Below are 20,055 nucleotides of genomic sequence, written 5' to 3' on the forward strand. Positions count from 1 at the left end.
TTTTTTTCCAACCTTGACTGTTGTGGGTCTTCCTGTTTTACGCAAGCCCCGTGTTGCGTTTCAATTTACAATCTGCCCCAAAAAGGTTTCCCTTCCCCCCTCATCCCAAAACTTCCACCAGCCCTACCAGATCTTCTCGAAACGCTTGGAGCAGCCCGCACAGGGCAGGTCGGGCCAGGGGCCTGCCAGAGCGGCGCGGAAATCCCTGAAGCCCCTGGTGCGCCACAGCTCGGCCAGCTCCCCGGCGGGGCGGCCGTATTCGGCGCGGGCGAAGATCCGCCGCTTGGGGTCATCCTCGCTGGTGGGCAGGTTGACGTACACACAGGGCGAAAGATTTCCCTGCGTGTCCACATAGATGGTGCGGTCCACGTTTTCCCGGCAGCCGTTGCGCACGCGGCCCACGGCCTCGGGGTCAGGCAGGGCGTACCACAGCTCCCGGCCGCTCTGGCGCACCCGGGCCGCCACAGGCGCCAGCACGGCGGCCGCTGCGGCCACCTTGTCCGCCTCTTCGGGGCTGTAGGTCTCCACGGCCAGCTCCGGCGAAGCGATGTAATCCATGGTGCTGACCACCGCACAGTGCACGTCCAGCTCTTCCATGAGTTCGGGCAGACGCTTCACGGCTTCCAGCTGCGAAGGCAGGAGCAGATAGGCCAGATGCACTTCCAGATGGACGCCCTGCTTTTTGCGGCGCACCTCCTGCAGGCAGCGGATGGCCTCGCAGACCCGGCTGAAAGGGATGCCCTGGCGGCTGGCGTTGCTGGCCTCGTCGGTACCGGCCAGGGAAAAGGCCACCACGTCCATGCCGCTGTCCACGATGGCGGCGGCCAGGGACTCGTCCATGTGCTGGCCGCAGGTGGTGGTGGACACGGCACAGCCCGCCCGCCGGGCCACGCTGACGAAATCCATGAAGCGGGGATGCAGGAAGGGCTCGCCCCAGCCCTGCAGATGGACGCGGCCGCACTGGCGCATGAGCGGCCAGAGGGCGGCGAAGGTCTCGGCGCTCATGAGGCGCGACTGCCAAACGTCTTTTTTGGTGGTATGCGGGCAGTAGGTGCAGCGGCAGGCGCAAACGGACGAGACCTCCACCTGCATGCAGAGCAAGGGCGTGGGCCGCCCGGTGAAGGCCTCGCGCAGCCACTGGCGCAGTCCCGGCCCGGGCAGGGCCTTGGGGCTCAGGGGATCGGGCGTGCTCATGCGGCCTCCTCTCCGCCCAGCAGGCGGCGCAGGCGGGCAAACCAGCCGCCGCCCGAGGTGGTGGCGCGGGTGCTCCAGCCGGTCTCCAGACAGGGCAGCGCCGGACGGGCATGCCACTTGCGCTTGAAGAAACGGATGCCGGGATCGATGCCCAGCCCCAGACAGAAACGCATATGCCCGCGGGCCTCGGCCTCGCTGACCAGCCCGGCCAGCAGGGCGTCGGCGCAGCCGGGCACGGCCCCCTGCCGCCGGAAGGCGAACATGTAGAAAGCCGTGGTCAGGGAGGCGTAATCACCCACGGCAAAGGCCTGAAGGCTGTTGTCCTCCCGGTGGCGGGCGGCCCAGAGCTGCACGTCGGGATGGGAGCCCACATAGCTTTCCAGATGGCTGAAGATGTGCACCGTGCCGGGATCGAAAGGCTTGCGGCGCAAAAAGTCCTGCACCAGCGCGGCGTGATCCGGCTGCCAGGCCTCGCGCACCACCTCCACCTCGCGCAGGGCGCGGCGCTCCATGTTGCGCAACTTCTGCCACGGCAGGGAGCCGTCCTCGCGCAGCAGGGGCAGCTCAAGATCCCAGTAGGCATCCGGCGTGCCCGTGCCGGCATCCTGCGGGGCACGCGTGGGGCGCACCGGGGCCAGGACGGTGATCTGGCGCACCTCCGGCAGGGCAAGGGCCGCATCCACAGCGGCATCCACACGCAGCTGCACGCCCTCCGCCGTGGCGGCCTCGGCGCTCTGGCGCACGCTCACGGCCTCCAGACGGGCGGAGGCATCCGTGGCCTCCTTCACTCTGGCGGCGGCCGCTTCCAGATCCGGCCCTCCGGAAAAGGTCTCCAGCATGGCCGCGTCGTAGGCCACCAGTACCAGATGCCCTTCCAGCAGATAGGCGGGAAAACCGGCGCAGGCCAGCGGCCGGGAACCGGCCACGGCCGTCACATAGTGCAGCAGCTGTTCCGGGACCACGGCCTCGGCCGTGAAATGCTGCAATCCCTGTGAAAACATGATGGTCTCCTTGTGGCGGAGCGCCCGGGCCACGCCTGTCCCCAACGGGATACGGACCGGCGGGACGCCCCCGGCTGTCAGCGATCCCCGTCAGCGGGGATGCGGTAAAGATCGTCCTCGCCGCGCAGGCGGGCGCGCATCCTGTGGATCCAGGTGGGCCGCACCTGCCGCACGGTGAAGCCGTCCTCGGTGAGCATGCGGCGCAGGCGCAGCATGTGGGCCGCGCCCACGAAGACCGCGACCCCGCCCTTTTCGATGAAGGGCCGCATGCGCTCGCGGAAGCGCTGGTCACGGAAGTCGATGACCTGCTGCGTGCGCGTGGGGAATTCCGTGCTGGTGCCCATCATGGGTTCCAGCTCGCCACGCAAGTAGTGGTAGATATTGCGCTTCATGTAGGAGCGCCACTGGCCGCAGTGGCGGAAGAAATCCAGCACGCGCGGCATGGGCACCACTTCCAGCGAATGGAGCTGCTCTTCCATGGTCTCCATGCCCAGCACGGTCTTGCCCATGTCGCGGGCCAGATGCCAGGCCTCCAGATCCACGGAATCGCGCCAGCCCTGCCGCTCCAGAAAGGCCGTCCAGAGGGAGAAGAAGGCGTACCAGTGCCGGGTGGTGTGCAGGCGTTCCCGCACGTCCGGCGCGTCCTCCCACTCCATGTTCAGAAAACGCGCCACCGGCCCGCGCACGCCGCAGACCACGCGCTCCAGCCGCCGGATCTCGGCCTCGGTCATCAGGCCGTCCAGCGGCACGGCCCCGGGATCGGGGGATTTGCCGCAGGCCTCCACCTGCGCCAGGCTCTCGGCATCCAGCGGGCCTTCAAAGATGACGGTATCCACCTTGCGGAACAGGCGGCGGAACGAGTCGGCAAAGGAATAGCAGAAAAAATGCGCCGTGCCGCAGATCCAGGAGCGGCGGCCCTGCTTCTCCAGCTCCCAGAGCATGGCAAAGGGGCGCTGGTCGGGCAGCCTGTCCAGTATCTGGCGCTTGGAAAGACCCTCGTCGCTGCGCTCCACCAGGGCCTGCATGAGCTCGTCCAGCACCACTTTATGCACGTCCGCACGCGGTCGCTCCTGCCACTGGGCCATGACGTAGGAAAGCTGCGGCGCTCCGCCCCACTTGCGCTTGAAGCGGGTGATGCCCTCGTTGACGCCTAGGCCCAGCTGGACGAAATCACAGCCCGCCGCACGGGCCTTTTCCAGCATGACGGCAAAGAGCGCGTCCCCGGCGTGGGGCACGGGATGGCTGCGCGAGCGGGCGCCCACGATATAGCTGACGAAGGCGGGCGTGCTGTAATCCAGCACCAGACAGGCCACCAGCCGGTCGCCGTCCCAGGCGTTGAGCAGGCGCACATCGGCGCCTTCGGCGGCCAGCATCTGCGGCGTGCGGGCAAAGAGCTCGCGCACGTTGGCCCGCAGCACGGCCCGGCCCATGAACTCGGCCCACAGGCGGCGGTGCTGCGGACCGAACTCGCGCGTCTCGTCGATGCGCAGGCGTTCCCGGGCCTTGCGCACGGGCGAACGCAGACGCGGCGGCACGGGCGCATCGGCCGGAAGCGTGTAGAACTCGTCCCGCTCCAGCACGTTGTCCGCCAGACGCGGCGGCAGGTCGGGGCCCACGGCAAAGCAGGCCGTGGCCCCGGTCTCGCGCAGGGCCCCGGCCAAGGCGGCCTCGAAACGCTGGTGGCTGTACTCGCCGCCATCCCGCAAGGGGTAGGCGATGGCCATGAGCCAGTCTTCGGCGGCGTAAAAGACGAAGTTATCCACCGTCAGCACCCGGCCCCCGGAAACGGCCTGCATGAAGGGCGCGGAATGCTCGGGGACCACGGCACGGGCAAGGATGTCGGTGACGGGATTCATGACGCGGCCTCACTGCTGGAGTGCGGAAAGGATGCTCTTCGCATCTTTTCGCAGGATAGCCGCTTTGACGGCGGGCCGCAATGCGGGGTGCAGGGGGCCTGGGGCTGCGCAAGCCCCGGCCCCTTGCCGCATCGCCGCGCAGGCAACCAGCCCGTGATGCCGGGCAGCAGCCGCCAGCCGAACGGCCCCAAAGGAAGGCAGCCCTGTCCGTCAGGCGCGCCTACCCCAGCGCCCGCACCAGGCAGACCAGGCCCGCCACGGCGATGACGCAGAGCAGCACCTTGCGGAAGGCCTGCTGCGAGATATGCTTGACCACGGGGAAGGCGATGCAGGTGCCCAAGATGACGCCGGGCGCGCCGTACATGGCGCAAGTAAGCACCGTGGGCGTGTAGAAACCGGCCATGCCCTGCAGCACCAGGGTCACGGTGGCGCGCAGCACGAAGAAGACGCCCAGCGTGCCCAGCAGCACGCGCGGTTCCCAGCCCATGCACAGGCCGTAGGCCCCCACGGGCGGGCCGTCGAAGGCGATGGCCGTGCCCAGCAGGCCGGAGCCGAAACCGGCCACAGCGCCCAGCGCCCGGGGATGGGCGATGGTACCGCGGGCGCGGAAGGTCTTCTGCCAGTAGACGTAATAGAGCAGGAGCAGGCCCACGGCACCTTGCAGCACGGGGCCGGAACAGATCTGGAGGATGTAGAGCCCGGCAAAGGACCCGGGCACCGAGGCCAGCAGCATGGGCCACAGGGCGCTGACGCGGCAGAAACGGAAATGCAGGCTGGCCAGACAGATGTCCATGACCATGTTGACGATGCAGGTCAGGGCGATGGCCTCGTGCACCGGCAGGAGCATGGCCAGAAAGGGGAAGGCCACCATGGCGCCGCCGATGCCGCTGACGCCGGACACGAAACCGCCCAGGATCCAGGCGAAGAAAACAAAAAGGTCCGTAGCTTCGGGCATAACCTTCCCTCCTGTGGACGCTGCCCCGCCGCCGGTCTTCCCGGGGCCGCGGCGTCCCGTATGATCTGGATTGCTGCTCCTGCATAGGGGCCCCATGCCGTTTTGGCAAGGGGCGCCGGGAGCCCGATAAAAAAGCCGCCCCGGGGGGCAGGGCGGCTTCCATGAAAGGCGGTCCGGCGAACGGACAGCCAGTGTCCGGCTCCCCTTCGGGGAGCCGCCGGAGGTTACTTCTTGAAGAAGACCGCGATGTCCTTGCGGCCCAGCACGTTCTCACGGACCTTTTCTTCAGGCAGGGAGATCCAGTGCTTCTTGTTGGAGAAGTAGAAGATGAAGCCCAGCACGACCCACACGGCCAGGCAGATGAAGGGGGCGGTACCGATGCGGGCGGGGGAACCGGGCACCAGCAGGAGCAGGATGCACATGACGGCGGTGATGGTACCCACGGCGCAGCAGAACAGCTTGAGGCCCTTCTTGTCCACGCCTTCGCTGCCCATGATCACGCGGCGGGCGGCCAGGCAGGTGAACAGGTAGCCGATACCGGTACCCACGGAGCTCATGTCCACGGTCCAGGCCACGGCGGAGCGGCCGGCGAAGGGAGTCAGCAGCACGACGATGATGGTGAACAGGATGGCCTTGTAGGGGGTGCGGTACTTGGGATGGATCTCACCGAACCAGGCGGGCAGGATGCCGCTGCGGGACATGCTGAGCAGCAGGCGGCTGGTGGCGATGAAGAAGCCGTTGGTACCGGTGCACACGGCGCCGAACACGGCCACGGCCAGCACGATGGAGCCGAACTTGCCGAAGGCCATGGTGGCCACTTCACCGGTGCCCCAGGCGCCGCCGGTGGCGCGCTGGGCGTCGAGCTTGGCCAGCAGTTCAGGATACGGCACGGCCATGCCCACGGAGAGCATCACCATGGCGTACAGGAGCACGCCGCAGAAGATGGCGACGACCATGATGTTGCGGGCACGGGAAGGATCGAAGGCGAATTCTTCAGCAGCCTGGGGCACGGTATCGAAGCCCACGAACAGGAAGGGAGAGATGGCGAAGACCAGCAGCACGCAGGCGATCATGCTGCGCTTGTCGGAGAAGGCGGGGCTCAGGTTGGCCACGCTGGCGGTATCCAGGGTCAGCACGCCGCCGAACAGGGCCAGGATGCCGAAGGTCAGCATGAAGGCCAGGATCAGCTGCAGGGCGCCGGCAAAGCCGATACCGCGGTAGTTGATGTAACCGAAGAAGAGGGTACCGGCCGTCATCAATATGACTTCACCGGAATACACGGTCCAGCCGGCGATGGAATAGAGCTCTCCGAACTCAAACACACCGGGGAAGAGGAAGCGGAAAATGACCGAAAGGGCTGCGATGTCGATAGCAACAATGGCAAGATAGCCGATCACCAGCGCCCAGCCGCAAACAAAAGCGGCGCGGGGGCCAAAACCGATATACGCATAAGCAAAAGCACCGCCAGCAACAGGGGCGTATTTGACCATGTAGCTGAGGCATACAGCAACGAAGCTGATCAGGCAGGCACCTACAAAGAAACCAAGCAGGGTACCCACAGGACCGGCCTGGGGAAGGAACATATCACCGGGCAGCACAAAGCAACCCCAACCGACAATGGAGCCCAAAGCCAGTGCGCACACCTGCAACGGCGAGAGGGACTTTTCCAACTTGACCTGTTCCGACATACCATTTTCTCCGTTATGAATTTGATACCGCTGCGGATTGCTTGTTATGGCTGCCATACATGCACATGAAGCCTGGTCGTTGCACCCTTTGGCGAACTCCCGGGCGAAAACTATAGTCCCTCCCTGCACAGCAATAAGCGTGCCATATGTGAAAAACTTCCCTATGTCGGACAATATCCCGTTTTCTCACGAAAAAAGGAATAATAACCATTATTTAAATTTAAAAAATGATAAGTAAAATAAAAAATTTTGATTTTTATATCAAAATTTATATTACATTCTGTAAAAAAAGACCCGCTTGTGATTATTTGGCTAACCACACCCTCCTGAGGCCCCTTCAGCCGGGCACCCCCTCCAGCACCTTGATTTATCTGCCTTATGCAGCCCATCTCTGCAGACAGACCCGCGACAGCGGCATCGGTCACCGGCCATGAATGCCCTGAGCCAAGGGCTCCCGGCCCGCAGATAAAGGCAAAATAACCTTACGCAGCCAATATAATTGAAGATCGTCCAAATCACCCTGATGCGGCATGGAAATTGCTGCCCTCAGGCTAGCTTGTGCCTGACGGCACAGCCTTGTGACCCACATCACCGGCCTGCTCATGCGGACTGGCGAACGTCCTTACAGATGGAGTTGACGTACCATGAGCATCTCAGCGAGCCCCGGGCGGCTCTCCTGCGGCTCTTCCCTGCTGGCCGGCGGCCCTTTGTGCATCATCCTCGGCGCCCTGTGCTTCAGCACCACCGGCACCGTGCAGGCCCTGGCCCCGGATGGCAACCATCCTCTGGGCATCGGGGCCCTGCGCATGCAGATCGGGGCGCTGGCCCTCTGGGCCTGGTGCGCCTGCCGGCATTCCCTGCCCGCGGGGCTGCGGCACTGGCAGTTGCGCTGGCTCATCCCCGCCACGCTGGGCCTGCTGGGCTTCCAGGTCTTTTTCTTCTGGGGCGTCCAGCAGGCGGGCGTCGCCGTGGGCACGGTGACGGCCATCGGCTTCTCTCCCGTCATGGCCGCCATCCTGGCCCGCATCATCCTGGGCGAACGCCCTGCCCGCATCTGGTACCCGGCCACGGGCCTGGCCCTGGCCGGGCTCGTGCGGCTCAATCTGGGCAGCAGCCAGAACACCAGCACGGCCGCCCTGCTCCTGCCCCTGCTGGCGGGGGCCTGCTACGGCGCCTACTTCGTCTTCAGCAAGCCTCTGGGCCGGATCCACGCGCCGGAGCACATCATGCTCCTGCTCTGCGCGGGCAGCGGGCTCCTGCTGCTGCCCGTCCATTTCTGCACGCCGCCGCTCTGGCTGCTGCAACCCCAGGGGATGGGGATGGCCCTGTATCTGGGCGTCGTGACCGCCGCCCTGGCCTTCAGCCTTACCCTGGCCGGGCTGCGCCGCACCCCCACGGCCATGGCCGCCACGCTGGCCCTGGTGGAGCCGCTGGGCGCCGCCTGCTGGGGCATCTTTTTGCTGCATGAGCCTGTCGGCGGGCAGGAGCTGGCAGGCATGGGACTGCTTTTCGGCGGTGTGGCCCTGCTGGCCCTGGGCAAGAAAACGGAGAACACGCCCCCGACGGAGGAACATGCCTCCTCCCGGCCCCTGAGCGGGGAAGGTGCCCCCCAGCACTGATAGGCAGACAAGATCCCGGAGACTGTCGGCTGCAGACGACAGCTCCCAAGGGTCCGGGAAGGATGTTCTCCGTGTCCTCCCGGGCCCTTGTTCTTTTTACCGGCCTCCGTACCGGCCGCCTGGCTCCGAAACACCAACGGGCCGCCCCTTTCGGAACGGCCCGTTTCGTTATCCGCGGGGCACAGCGGCCCCACAGACGCAAAAAGCCCCTGACGCTCTCGCATCAGGGGCTTGCATGCAATGGTGGGTCGTGCGGGGTTCGAACCTGCGACTCTCTGCTTAAAAGGCAGATACTCTACCTACTGAGTTAACGACCCGTTGAGACGTTTCAGATATACAAATCCCCACATGAAGTCAAGGATTATTTTCCACAAATCCGTTTTTCCGGCCGTTCCATGCCACAACGGCATGGCCTTGTCCCCCCTCATCGCGCGGGGCACCGCCACGGCCGGACACCCTAACGTCTTTCGCCGGGACTAGGCGTTCTTCTTTTCCTGCTTGGCCCAGGAATCGCGCAGGCCCACGGTGCGGTTGAAGACCGGGCGCTCGTCGGTGCTGTCCTTGTCCTTGCAGAAGTAGCCCACGCGCTCGAACTGCACCTTGGCGCCCACTTCCTTGACAGCCAGAGCCGGTTCCAGCATGGCGGTCACTTCGCGCAGGGAGTCGGGATTGATGGCATCCAGGAAGGTCTGGCCTTCGGGCATGGCATTGGGGTTCTCGGCCGAGAACAGATGCTCGTACAGGCGCACGGTGGCGGGCACGGCATGGCGCGCGGAGACCCAGTGGATGGTGCCCTTGACCTTGCGGCCGTCGGGGCTCTGGCCGCCGCGGCTCTCGGGATCGTAGGTGCAGCGCAGTTCCACCAGATTGCCGGCATCGTCGTACACGGCTTCGCGGCAGGTGATGAAATAGGCGTAACGCAGACGCACTTCCGCGCCGGGCGCCAGGCGGTGATACTTCTTGGGCGGATCCTGACGGAAGTCGTCGCGTTCGATCCACAGTTCACGCGAGAAGGGCACGGTGCGGCTGCCGTAGGCGGCATCTTCGGGATGCCAGGGCATCTCGAATTCTTCCACCTGGTCTTCGGGGTAGTTCTCGATGACCACCTTCACGGGATCCAGCACGGCCATGGCGCGCGGGGTGTGGGCGTTGAGGTATTCGCGGATGCAGAATTCCAGCACGGCGTAATCCACCATGGAGTCGGAGCGGGCGATGCCGATGCGGCTGCAGAACTCGCGCAGGGCCTCCGGCGGCACGCCGCGGCGGCGCAGGCCGCTCAGGGTGGGCATGCGCGGGTCGTCCCAGCCCTTGACGTAGCCTTCCTTCACCAGCTGGATGAGCTTGCGCTTGGACAGCACCGTGTGGGTGAGGTTGAGGCGCGCGAACTCGATCTGCTGGGGATGGTACACTTCCAGGGCGTCCAGCACCCAGTCATAGAGCTCGCGGTTGTTCTCGAACTCCAGCGTGCAGATGGAGTGGGTGATGCCTTCCAGCGAGTCCGACAGGCAGTGGGTGAAGTCGTACATGGGATAGATGCACCACTTGTTGCCCGTGCGGTGATGTTCGGCATGGCGGATGCGGTACAGGGTGGGGTCGCGCATGACCAGATTGGGCGAGGCCATGTCGATCTTGGCGCGCAGCACATGCTCGCCGTCGGCGAATTCCCCGGCGCGCATGCGGCGGAACAGGTCCAGGTTCTCTTCCACGCTGCGGTTGCGGCAGGGGCTCTCCTTGCCGGGACGGGTCAGGGTGCCGCGGTACTCGCGGATCTCGTCGGCGCTCAGGTCGTCCACATAGGCCTTGCCCTTGAGGATGAGCTGCTCGGCGTATTCGTAGAGCTTGTCGAAATAGTTGGACGCATAGAATTCGCGGTCGTCCCATTCACCGCCCAGCCACTTCACGTCCTCGCGGATGGAATCCACGTATTCGGTGTCTTCCTTGACGGGGTTGGTGTCGTCGAAGCGCAGGTTGCACATGCCGCCGAACTCGCGCGCCACGCCGAAGTTCAGGCAGATGGACTTGGCATGGCCCAGATGCAGGTAGCCGTTGGGTTCCGGAGGAAAGCGCGTGTGCACCTGACCCCCGAAACGACCCGACGCGTTGTCGTCCATGATGCGGGCGCGGATGAAGTCCACACCGGCTTTGGGATTGTCGTTGCTTTCCGCGGCAGCGGCCACGGTCTCGGCCTTGTTTTCGCTCATGGCGTTGTTCCTCCGTAAGATATTGAACGCAGCAGGATACGCCAAGCCGGTACGGGGGTCAACGCCGCCCGCCGGGCCTTCCCGGCAAAGACGAAGATTTTTTTGTGCCTTTACCGGATTTTCCCTTGACAAGTAGGCCCTTCCCGACTAATGTACAGCCTCACGCGGGAATGACGATGTCTTCCCTGAGCGGAGAGGTGTCCGAGTCGGCCGAAGGAGCTCGCCTGCTAAGCGAGTATACGGGCTTAAACCTGTATCGAGGGTTCAAATCCCTCCCTCTCCGCCACTAAGGCAGCAAAGCCGGTAGGTTACAGCAAGTAGCTTACCGGCTTTTTTCGTGCCTGAAAAATAGCCTCCCCGGCAAAGATGTATACCAAGGAGTATACCGGCGTGCCGAAACAGCCGTTTCCAGGGGGCACATAAACAGATTGCCCAGCCTTGCCTGTGGCGGCCTTTTTGAGCGTGGGAAACGCTTCGGCTGGTGGTACGGTGTGCGAAGCCGACAAAAAAGGCCGGAGATCGTCTCCCCGGCCTTTCGGTTGTCTGGTTGTTAGCTGGCCTTTAAGGGTTGGTTCATTTCTTCAATCACCCCCGCCAAGTGATCTACCGGGGGACACAAGCTGTGCAAGTAGGTGTCCGTGGTCGTGGCGCGCTGGTGGCCCAGCATGTGCTGAATGTCGCACAGCGTCACCTTGTTCGTGCTTACGAGCATGGAGGCGAAGTAGTGCCGCAGCGCATGAAAACCGAACTCCCTGACGCCAGCTTCACGACACAGCCGTTTCAGCATGTGGCATATGGAGGGCTGATTCCGTCTGTACGGCCCATGCGTAGCGGGATTGACGAAAACATACGGGCTGCCCTCTGATAGAGGGTGAAGCCGCGTCAACACGTCACGCAGCGTATGGCCGACAGGAACCAGACGGGACGTCTTGGAGCCATTCCGGCTTTTATGCGTCCACAGCCTGATGGAGCCGTCTGAAACGTCTTCCCACTTCAGGTTAAGCACTTCACTGAGGCGTGCCCCCGTGTAGCTGATGACCGTTAATATATCTCTTTCCTGCTGCGTAGCAGCGGCGAAGACTTTCTCAACGTCATCCTTTGAAGGGACGTACTTGACGAACTCCTCTTCCGGGAAGGGCTTGACCGCCTGCCAAGGATTGCCGGTAAGCTCTGATTTGTGCCAGTTCCAAAGGGCCTTGAGCGTACGTATACGCCTGTTGGCCGTTTTGGCACCGCTACGGGCCATGACGCCGTTGCTAAAGGCACGTGCCATGCTCAAAGTAACGTCATCCATAGCGCAGTCCTGCAAGCGGCAGTCTTTCCTGATATAGCTGGCGAACTCCCGCAGGTGCTTCTTCTTCTCCCTAAGGGTGTTGGAAGCTATGCGCAGCTCGCAGTCAGCTATGTACTGGCTACAGGCCAGCGAATACATCAAACGGGGCTGTGCTACCATTGCTGGGGCTTGCCTCATCGCCAACTCCCATATCTTTGCTTCTTGGAGCGTCAGAAAGCGCTTCTTGCGTATTACACCACCTACTTTGACGCTTGCCTCGTACCGACTGCACGTCTTCATCTCTATCTTGTTGATAGCCATAATAGCTGTACCTTCCTTGTTTTGCGTAGTTCAAGACTTCCACAGGGTCGAAACGGGCACTTTTGAGGTTTCCCCCTTGCGGCCTTGTGCTGGGCGGGGTCACAAAGAAGTGGGGATACTGGCGCCACGTCTTCCTAAACGTATTTGGTGCTATCTGTAAGATCTCGGCTATCTGCTTATATGTCATGCACTGCTGCCCCATCGTGTGCCTCCTTGCAAGCTTCTTTGAGAACCCTCAACAGGATGTCATTATCAATGTGGCTCAACGAGGCACATGCCTTGGGCCTGATACGCATAATGTATTCGGTATTGAAGCCGGTACCGTCCAGTTCCTCTTTCAGCATATCGAGGAACAAGAAATAGGCCTTTTCAGTAATCTTTGCCGGTATTTTCGGCGCAAACGGGATGTTTTTCTTATTGATGTAGTTCCACGTCTGCGCACCGCCAGACTTCTTGATAAAGGCCATATCCTGCCCTTTCTTGCCATCCTTAAGAAGGTAGCCAGTATGCATGGCAAAGCTACACTCTTTGACAAGGCATGGCTTCACGCCAGCTGGAGGCACCGTCCCATGAACTGCCGTTATCGAGGCATTCCATAGTTTGGAAACTTTTCTACGGTTTGAAGCTTTCAAGTTCAGCTTTTTCGACTCAAAAAGGTTCCCTATCAAATGGAAGTGGAATCCTGTCTTTCGCGTCCATTCGCGCTTGTACACGAACCAGCAGCCCGGGAACCGGTAGACCAGCTTCCTCACGAACTTGGTGAACACGTCCTGGCAGTTAGCAAACCGCTGCGTATCGCAGCATGCACCGGGGATCATCAGGGAGATGAACAGATAAGGCGAGGTAGCTAACGAGCAAAGGGCACGGCGTAAACCTTTATTCCTCTGCTTCCATGACCTCCGTAAGGATTGGTGCTTGTGCCGTCTTTTACGATGAACGTAACGGTGCTTTTTCGTTGAAACCCAGAATTGCATGCCTTGTATCGTAATGAACCTCATAGTAGTTCCTCATAGTTTTATATCTCCTCAACAGTACTTAAATATTTGTGAATAATTATACGTATACTATGGCACCGGGCCGAATTACGATGCTTTTACGGTGGATGCCCACGAAGAAAACCTTTCATTTGAAGATTCCTTTCTTTTTTAATCGCATTGACGATGCGCTATCATCGCAGTACCTTCTTTCATAAGGAGGCTGCCATGAGTGAAAAATCCAAGCTCGACACCAAGAAAGATGATGTTCCCGAGAACTTTTTCCTTGCTTCCAAAAAAGACGGACACCAAATGACCGTCTATTACTCCCAAGCGGCTTGTGCGGTGCTTGAAGAGTGGAAGAAACAAGGCAAGGGCACGAAAAACCAGTTCATCAGCGATGCCATTGTCGAATATGGGATGGCACGGTTTGGGGAAGAACTGGGAGAGGCATTTTCCACGCGTAAGTTAAAGTGCTTTATCAAGCCCCAAAACAGGGTTCCCAAAGAAGTGGTTGCAGCGCTTGCCTTGGCTCTTCTTGATGGAAAATCTTTCAGGCAAAATCTTTCGGAGCTCTGCAACGAAATAACGGCTGAGGATGTAGCCGAGCTGTCAAGAAAGCCCCCCTTTGCGCTTTGCTCAGCCCTTGCTAAAAAATACAACCTCTGCACCGTCCCCCCGGAAAAATATCTCTGGGCACTCGCTTTTTGGGCTGTCAAAAAAGGATGGCTTAAGAAGGACGGGGAAAGCACGGCCAAGTGATTTGGGGCGTATCCTTCGGGGTACGCCCTTCTTCTTTTGATGTCTGTAAGATGATGTTTCATCTTCCAATACTCCTTCTAAAAAAGCGAAGCCCTCCGCGTATGCAGAGGGCAAAATGGCTGCTCGCACTATTTCGAGCATGTATTTACTATACGAAAAAACGCAGTAAAAGTCAAGATGGCTTATTTTAACAACAAACACGATGAAACTTAATCGCATATTAATGGAAAAATTGCTTTAAATAGTATCTTTTTTACAAATATGCATCTCTTTAAAAGGTGTATTTTCAATGTTGCGGTGAATATACACAGCACGAGTAGATGTAACGGTGTTCGTGCACTGCTTTGATGGATGTACGGTGTGCCAACGATGCCGTGAGCATCTACACCGTCTTAACGATGTCTAAAACATCGCCTTACTGAAAACATTGCCAGAAGCGTTTACCATGCGATGAAAACACAAAAGGGGGCGTACCAAACGACACGCCCCCTTTTTCCTCTACTACTGCTTCGGCGGGTAAACGGCCTTCACGAGCTTGTCAAACTCCGGTTTCAGCTCGAACAGCTTCTCAAGCACGGCTTTCATGGGAGCCAACGACATTTTGAGGTCGGGGAACTCCTTTTTGACTTCACCGGGGACCAGCGTGAACGGCATGAAAATGGAGCCTCGCTGGTGCAGCTTGAAACCAGCCTCCTTGAGCCGGGCGTTTTGCTCGTAGAACTCCTTCATGGCCTTCTTTACCTTATATAAGGAAGGCCCACCGGTCTTGCCGACCATCCTGAACTCGAAGCACATGGAACCGCCGTTCACACCAAGCGCCTGGGACAGCCAATAGCCGTTGTCTCCCTCGTTCTCCCACAAGCGAAAGCACACGAGGGGATCACCATTGGCTTTGTACGGCCAGTGAGCGCAGGCAAACCACGTTTCTTCGTGCTCCTCGTCGTCACCGGTCACAAGCGCGTACTGGCCGCGCCACGGCGTTCTGTCGCCAACACGCATGGATATGGCCTTATTCATGGCTTGGAAGACTTGCCGCTCAACGCTCTCGGTAAGCGATTCGGCTTCAATGTTGTCAGGGTTGTCGAGAAGGTACAGACACATTTCTTTCGTGTAAGACATAAATAACTCCTATCTTATAATAAACGAAAAGCCCCCTGCATGAATGCAGAGGGCTTTAGCCGAAAGCCATTTTTCGGCTTTATATTATTATATCATATTTTATAAAAAAGTCAATATGGAATTAGTATTACTCTTATTTTGTCCGTTATTTTTTAAATCATAGCGTAGTATGATAAAAATATCCTATATAAGTCCAATATATTTCTCGAAGAAAGCTTTAATGCGCTCGTTGTTGGGCATCATATTTAACGGATTTTGCTTCATAAATTTGATACCTCATTTTTTTGATTATTTGATGTGTCCATATTATCCAGCCCTATACGATGGGCTGTTATCAAATTGTTATCGGTGGTGATAACGGGGGGTAGCAGGGTTGTTGTTTTCTCTGGTGGTTTACAACTACATTTTACCACGAAAGGCAGGGAAATGCAATAACCATCCTTGCTGTGGCGTATCAAGGAATCTTACTGAACATATGGCGCACCTTATCCAAACGGCTGTTTGGACGACGGGGCTGGATGATTGGCTCGCCGACAGTGGCCTGATACCCTTTCAGTTCCGTCAGGCATACGCTCTGCCCGTTGGTGTAAAAGGCCAGATCAGTACGGTATGCCTGTATACAGCGGGCGGGAATCTCGCCAGTAAAGACAACTTCATCCTTTTTTACCTGGGCCGTTTCGATGGTGGCACAGTATTTCGGTGCATCATGATAAGCCCTGGAAAGGTATTCCTGGGGCGCATAGAGGGTGAAGGAGAGATAAGGTTCCAGCAGCTGCGTCCCCGATTCCTTCAATGCCTGTTCCAATACAATCGGGGCCAATGAGCGGAAGTCCGCCGGCGTGCTGACTGGACTGTAATAAAGCCCGTATTCAAAGCAAATCTTACAGTCCGTTACGTTCCAGCCGAACAAGCCCTGCTCCAGCCCGTAACGGATACCATCCCTGACAGCGTTTTGAAAACTCTGGTTCAAGTATCCCAGCGAAACCCGGCTCTCGTATTGTACGCCGGAGCCAAGCGGGAGTGGTGTAACAGACAGTCCGATAGATGCCCAAAACGGGTTGGGCGGCACCTCGATATGGATGGTGTGGCTGGCTGCTTTGAGCGGCCGCTCCATATAAATGACGGTGGGTTCCTTTACCACTGTTTCAATCTTGTATTTTTCCGACAGCAAAGCGGAAACGACCTCCAACTGCACCCGGCCCAAAAAAGAAAGAATGATCTCATGGGTGATGGAATCCACTTCGCAGCGCAAAAGCGGGTCAGTATCCGCAAGTTGCGTAAGAGCGTCCAGCAGCCGTTCTCTTTGCGCTGCCGTTTTCGGCGCAATCGTCGTCCGCAGCATGGGGAGGGGGGCCTCGCGCCACCTTTTACGAGGGAGCCGGGTTTGATCCCCTAATACATCGTTTAACCTCACGCTGTCGCTGGGAAGGATAACAATTTCGCCCGGATAAGCGGTGTCTGTCCGAACAATTTCCCCTTTGGATGGAATACGCATCTCTGTGATTTTCAGCTTTTCTCTCCCGGCCAGGGCCACCGTATCCCGCAGGCGCAGCGTTCCGCTGTATAGCCGCAGATAGACACGCCGCTGGCCGCAATCGGTGTACTCAACCTTGAAAACGCTGCCGCATAGGGTGGCGCTCCCCTGTTCCCCAATCGGTTGGAACAGTCCTGTCACCGCATCCATCAACGGTTGAATGCCAAGGCCCTTTTTGGCGCTGCCATGATAGACCGGAAACAGGGAGGCTTCTTGAACCCGCCGCTGTTCCTCCCGCGCAAGTTTTTCCTGGCTGATTGGTTCTCCTGCGATATACTTTTCCAATAATGCATCGTTATTTTCGATGACCGCATCCCATGCTTCTATGTCGGTATTTTCCTCCAGGACTATTTCCGGGGACAGCGACACCGTCTGCTTGATGATAATATCGGCGGAGAGCTTATCCCGAACAGACTGAACCACGCTCTGCAAATCAACGCCAGCCTGGTCGATCTTGTTGATAAAGATAACGGTGGGAATGTTCATTTTCCGCAGGGCATGGAACAGAATACGGGTCTGGGCCTGCACGCCATCTTTCGCGGAGATCACCAAGATGGCCCCATCTAAAACAGCCAAAGAGCGGTACACCTCCGCCAAAAAATCCATGTGGCCGGGCGTATCCACAATGTTAACTTTACATCTGTGCCACTGGAAGGAAGTGACTGCCGCTTGAATGGTAATCCCACGCTGCCGCTCCAAAAACAAGGTGTCCGTCCTCGTTGTCCCTTTTTCGACGCTCCCTGGTTCTGAAATGGCTCCACTGGCATATAGCAGACTCTCCGTCAAGGTCGTCTTTCCAGCGTCTACATGGGCAAGAATCCCGATATTGATAATGTTCATGTCTATCCTCCATACAAGGCCCGAATGGGCGCAAAAATCCCCAGCGGCTAATACTTTTACCGCTGGGGATCATGACTTCGGACACACAGAAACATACACGACTTACATAAGCCGCGGTCCGTCACGATATTTACTAAAAAGGCAAAAGTATTCTTAAAATTGGGTACAAAAACCAAGCCCCTGCAAGGGGCAATTATTTTTGTGCCCATTATCAAATTTTATTTAAGAATACCTTGCCGCATGTTGAATAGACTCCTCAAATCAGGATGACAGCAGTCATAGCATAGCACACTCTAAAATGCAAGAAGTTTTTACCCGCTGTCCCAAATAAATCAGGAGGGCATTCACCGGGACACCCTCCGATTTGGGGCCTCATGCGCAAATAATTTCTGTGTCCACGATTTCCGCCGCACACGCCCGAATATTGTTAGTCCCTCTGCAACTCATACCACAGACCGTTGCCCTCGTCAAAGATGTACTTTTCCATGAAATTACCTCCATTTTTTGTGATTATCGTGCGCCTACCCTTATTTTTGACCTTGCACCCCATTTCTGCTCCTTTTCGACCTGTTCCTGCTGGTAAGCTGCCTCCAGTATCCTGTCCGCCTGTTCCGGGCCAATGGCCCGTCTGACCCGCTCATAGTCCCTGACTTGCCCTTTCAAGCCGTCCCTCTCGGCACAAACCTCATAAATCCTGGCTGACAGGGAGCCGTTCTTACTGACCTCACGATCATAGGCGCTCATTGTTGCTCTCTCCTACCGGAAATTGAGGGATATCTCTAAAAGCCAAACCGGGAAAGGCATCTATGGGGGCGGCTTGCAATCTCCTGAAAGAATGCTTATAAAAAAGGTGCCGGGAGAATGCGCCAACACTCCCCCGGCAGGTACGACGCTCTAGCGTCCCCTTATAGTGTTACGTGGCTATGCTACATGTTTTAAGCCCTCGCCCGGTGCCAGCCGGACGGGGCCTTTGTTTTAGCTTACAGCCGGGACGAAGCCCGGAGCATCAGACAAAGGAGCGTCAGCAGCGCCAAGAGCACAAGGCGTCTCATGCGGCTAACCTCCCTTACCCGGCAAGCGGGAGTTTGCGCCGTACCGAACGCATGGGAAGAAAGCCACGTAACGGGGGACATCTTAGCTTTTTAACGGGGGTACCTGCAAGCACTGATCTGGAGCTGAAGGCTCGCTTGCAATCTCCTGAAAGAATGCTTATAAAAAAGGTGCCGGGAGAATGCTACCAACACTCCCCCGGCAGGTACGACGCATGAGCGTCCCTTTGATGTTACGTGGTTAACTGCTTGTTTCAGCCCTCGCCCGGTGCCCGCCGGACGGGGGCCTTTGTTTTAGCTTACAGCCGGGACGAGGCCCGGAGCATCAGACAAAGGAGCGTCAGCAGCGCCAAGAGCACAAGGCGTCTCATGCGGCTAACCTCCCTTACCCGGCAAGCGGGAGTTAGCGCCGTACCGAACGCATGGGAAGAAAGCCACGTAACGGGGGACATCTTAGCTTTTTAGGCCGAGAGAATCAATATAAATGCAGCTTACTGGTATACCACTCAAAAAGGAGTACCTTTATGCTAGAGCTGCAAAATGATGATATTTACGAACTCGTTATAGATAATTCTTACTTCATTTTCATTGGCAATGATAGTTTCAACGAAGAAATAGGCTATCTTAGGGAACTCAGCCTCCAGCAGCCTTTCAGCATCATCACAGATTCCGATGACCAATACTCAAAGTTTGGTGAAGTATTACTGTCGGCTGATACGAAGTCAAACAAAGATGCCTTTATTAATGACGCTATAGAAAGAATATCAAAAGTAGACAATGTTTTCATATTCTCTGATATGAGTACTGATGAAGTAGCTAAAGAGACAGCAAATATATGTGAGCTATCAAAAGATAAGCAGACAATACTCATAATCAAGCCAAATGCTATCCTAGACAAAAATAACACAACAAACATCTCCGAACATGCCAATATCACCATACTTTCACAGGTTAGAGATAAATCTTTCAACATCTTCAAGGTAACTTACTTAGCCATCAGCCATATTCTGAACAGCCTTCGCGATACCGAAGAAGAGCATATTTTCGGAATCCTCAGCTATGGTAGCGCAAAAGGCTATCTCAGCGGCATAAAGTCATGCGTTCAAGCTATCGAAAGACTAGAACCAAGCTACCGCGAAAAACTGCAAGAGCTCAGTCTTATGCTTTCCGTTGGCGATGATGTATCATTTAAAGAGGTAGAGAACGCTTTCAAGTTCCCGGCAAACATGCTTGAATGTAATGGCAGTATAATAATCGACGCTGAAAAGAACCCGCAAAGTGCTAGCCTGGATGTGTTGGCGCTTGCTTTTGTGGGCTGATTGTCTGACGTATTTTTTCAAGTTTTATGGTACGTATGGCGTAGCGCAGCGCCATAACGCGCAGAACGTGTTGAAATCGAAAAATAAACACCATACATTCTAGATAGTTAAAAACAAAATCAATCGACTGCTAAGCGAGTATACGGGCTTAAACCTGTATCGAGGGTTCAAATCCCTCCCTCTCCGCCATGAAAAGCGCACAAAGCGGTTCATTCTGAAGAATAGACCGCTTTTTTGTTATCCGTTTTGCTAAGAGAATGTCCGGCATACATATTGCTATACCAGTTTTCTCCAAAGGATACAGGCCAAAGCAAGGTAAAGTAGTCCCATAAAATTGACGAGGTAACAAC

At 57.7% G+C, this 20,055-nt stretch carries 14 protein-coding genes and 2 tRNA genes; 4 read left to right on the forward strand and 12 right to left on the reverse strand.

Annotated features, from left to right (window positions below; all coding sequences use genetic code 11):
• Positions 1-123: 123 nt before the first annotated feature.
• The 5 genes from HF854_RS09760 to HF854_RS09780 form a co-directional block, all read right to left on the reverse strand.
• Positions 124-1,194, reverse strand: a complete 1,071-nt coding sequence (locus HF854_RS09760; protein ID WP_168936110.1) for a radical SAM/SPASM domain-containing protein — start codon at positions 1,192-1,194, stop codon at positions 124-126.
• Positions 1,191-2,195 carry a hypothetical protein gene (locus HF854_RS09765; protein ID WP_205906096.1) on the reverse strand — a complete coding sequence of 335 codons (1,005 nt, stop codon included), beginning with the start codon at positions 2,193-2,195 and terminating at the stop codon, positions 1,191-1,193. Before HF854_RS09765 ends, HF854_RS09760 begins: the two co-directional genes overlap by 4 nt.
• A 77-nt stretch (positions 2,196-2,272) precedes the next feature.
• Positions 2,273-4,051: a TraB/GumN family protein gene (locus tag HF854_RS09770; RefSeq protein ID WP_168936111.1), complete on the reverse strand. Its 1,779-nt coding sequence runs from the start codon at positions 4,049-4,051 to the stop codon at positions 2,273-2,275.
• Between the two features lie 220 nt (positions 4,052-4,271).
• On the reverse strand, positions 4,272-5,006 hold the full coding sequence (locus HF854_RS09775) for a sulfite exporter TauE/SafE family protein (RefSeq protein ID WP_168936112.1): 735 nt from the start codon (positions 5,004-5,006) through the stop codon (positions 4,272-4,274).
• A 224-nt stretch (positions 5,007-5,230) separates the two neighbouring features.
• A complete protein-coding gene (locus HF854_RS09780; protein ID WP_168936113.1) occupies positions 5,231-6,694 on the reverse strand; it encodes an APC family permease in 1,464 nt (487 codons plus the stop codon).
• Positions 6,695-7,338: 644 nt separating this feature from the next.
• Between HF854_RS09780 and HF854_RS09785 the strand changes: the two genes are divergently transcribed.
• Positions 7,339-8,313 (forward strand): DMT family transporter, encoded by a 975-nt coding sequence (locus HF854_RS09785; RefSeq protein WP_168936114.1) that lies wholly within the window; start codon positions 7,339-7,341, stop codon positions 8,311-8,313.
• Between the two features lie 241 nt (positions 8,314-8,554).
• Here the strand turns inward: HF854_RS09785 and HF854_RS09790 are convergent.
• Positions 8,555-8,630, reverse strand: a tRNA-Lys gene (locus HF854_RS09790).
• Positions 8,631-8,789: 159 nt separating this feature from the next.
• Positions 8,790-10,514 (reverse strand): glutamine--tRNA ligase/YqeY domain fusion protein, encoded by a 1,725-nt coding sequence (locus HF854_RS09795; protein ID WP_205906097.1) that lies wholly within the window; start codon positions 10,512-10,514, stop codon positions 8,790-8,792.
• A 191-nt stretch (positions 10,515-10,705) separates the two neighbouring features.
• On the opposite strand from HF854_RS09795, the gene HF854_RS09800 reads away from it, so the two are divergent.
• Positions 10,706-10,800 (forward strand) — tRNA-Ser (locus HF854_RS09800).
• Positions 10,801-11,064: 264 nt separating this feature from the next.
• Here HF854_RS09800 and HF854_RS09805 read toward each other — a convergent pair.
• Positions 11,065-12,108 (reverse strand): tyrosine-type recombinase/integrase, encoded by a 1,044-nt coding sequence (locus tag HF854_RS09805; RefSeq protein WP_168936115.1) that lies wholly within the window; start codon positions 12,106-12,108, stop codon positions 11,065-11,067.
• A 176-nt stretch (positions 12,109-12,284) separates the two neighbouring features.
• Positions 12,285-13,106 (reverse strand): hypothetical protein, encoded by an 822-nt coding sequence (locus HF854_RS09810; protein WP_168936116.1) that lies wholly within the window; start codon positions 13,104-13,106, stop codon positions 12,285-12,287.
• A gap of 204 nt (positions 13,107-13,310) precedes the next feature.
• Between HF854_RS09810 and HF854_RS09815 the strand changes: the two genes are divergently transcribed.
• Positions 13,311-13,844: a hypothetical protein gene (locus HF854_RS09815; protein ID WP_168936117.1), complete on the forward strand. Its 534-nt coding sequence runs from the start codon at positions 13,311-13,313 to the stop codon at positions 13,842-13,844.
• A 501-nt stretch (positions 13,845-14,345) separates the two neighbouring features.
• On the opposite strand, the gene HF854_RS09820 is transcribed toward HF854_RS09815, so the two are convergent.
• From HF854_RS09820 to HF854_RS09830, 3 genes are all read right to left on the reverse strand, one after another.
• Positions 14,346-14,963 (reverse strand): hypothetical protein, encoded by a 618-nt coding sequence (locus tag HF854_RS09820; protein WP_168936118.1) that lies wholly within the window; start codon positions 14,961-14,963, stop codon positions 14,346-14,348.
• A gap of 454 nt (positions 14,964-15,417) precedes the next feature.
• Complete coding sequence (gene tet(W) / locus HF854_RS09825; RefSeq protein WP_118176642.1) at positions 15,418-17,337, reverse strand: tetracycline resistance ribosomal protection protein Tet(W); 1,920 nt, start codon at positions 17,335-17,337, stop codon at positions 15,418-15,420.
• Positions 17,338-17,847: 510 nt separating this feature from the next.
• Positions 17,848-18,081: a hypothetical protein gene (locus tag HF854_RS09830; protein ID WP_205906098.1), complete on the reverse strand. Its 234-nt coding sequence runs from the start codon at positions 18,079-18,081 to the stop codon at positions 17,848-17,850.
• Between the two features lie 829 nt (positions 18,082-18,910).
• Here HF854_RS09830 and HF854_RS09835 point away from each other — a divergent pair.
• A complete protein-coding gene (locus HF854_RS09835) occupies positions 18,911-19,705 on the forward strand; it encodes a hypothetical protein (RefSeq protein ID WP_168936119.1) in 795 nt (264 codons plus the stop codon).
• Positions 19,706-20,055: the final 350 nt, after the last annotated feature.

The organism is Desulfovibrio piger (assembly GCF_012843875.1).
GTDB lineage: Bacteria > Desulfobacterota > Desulfovibrionia > Desulfovibrionales > Desulfovibrionaceae > Desulfovibrio.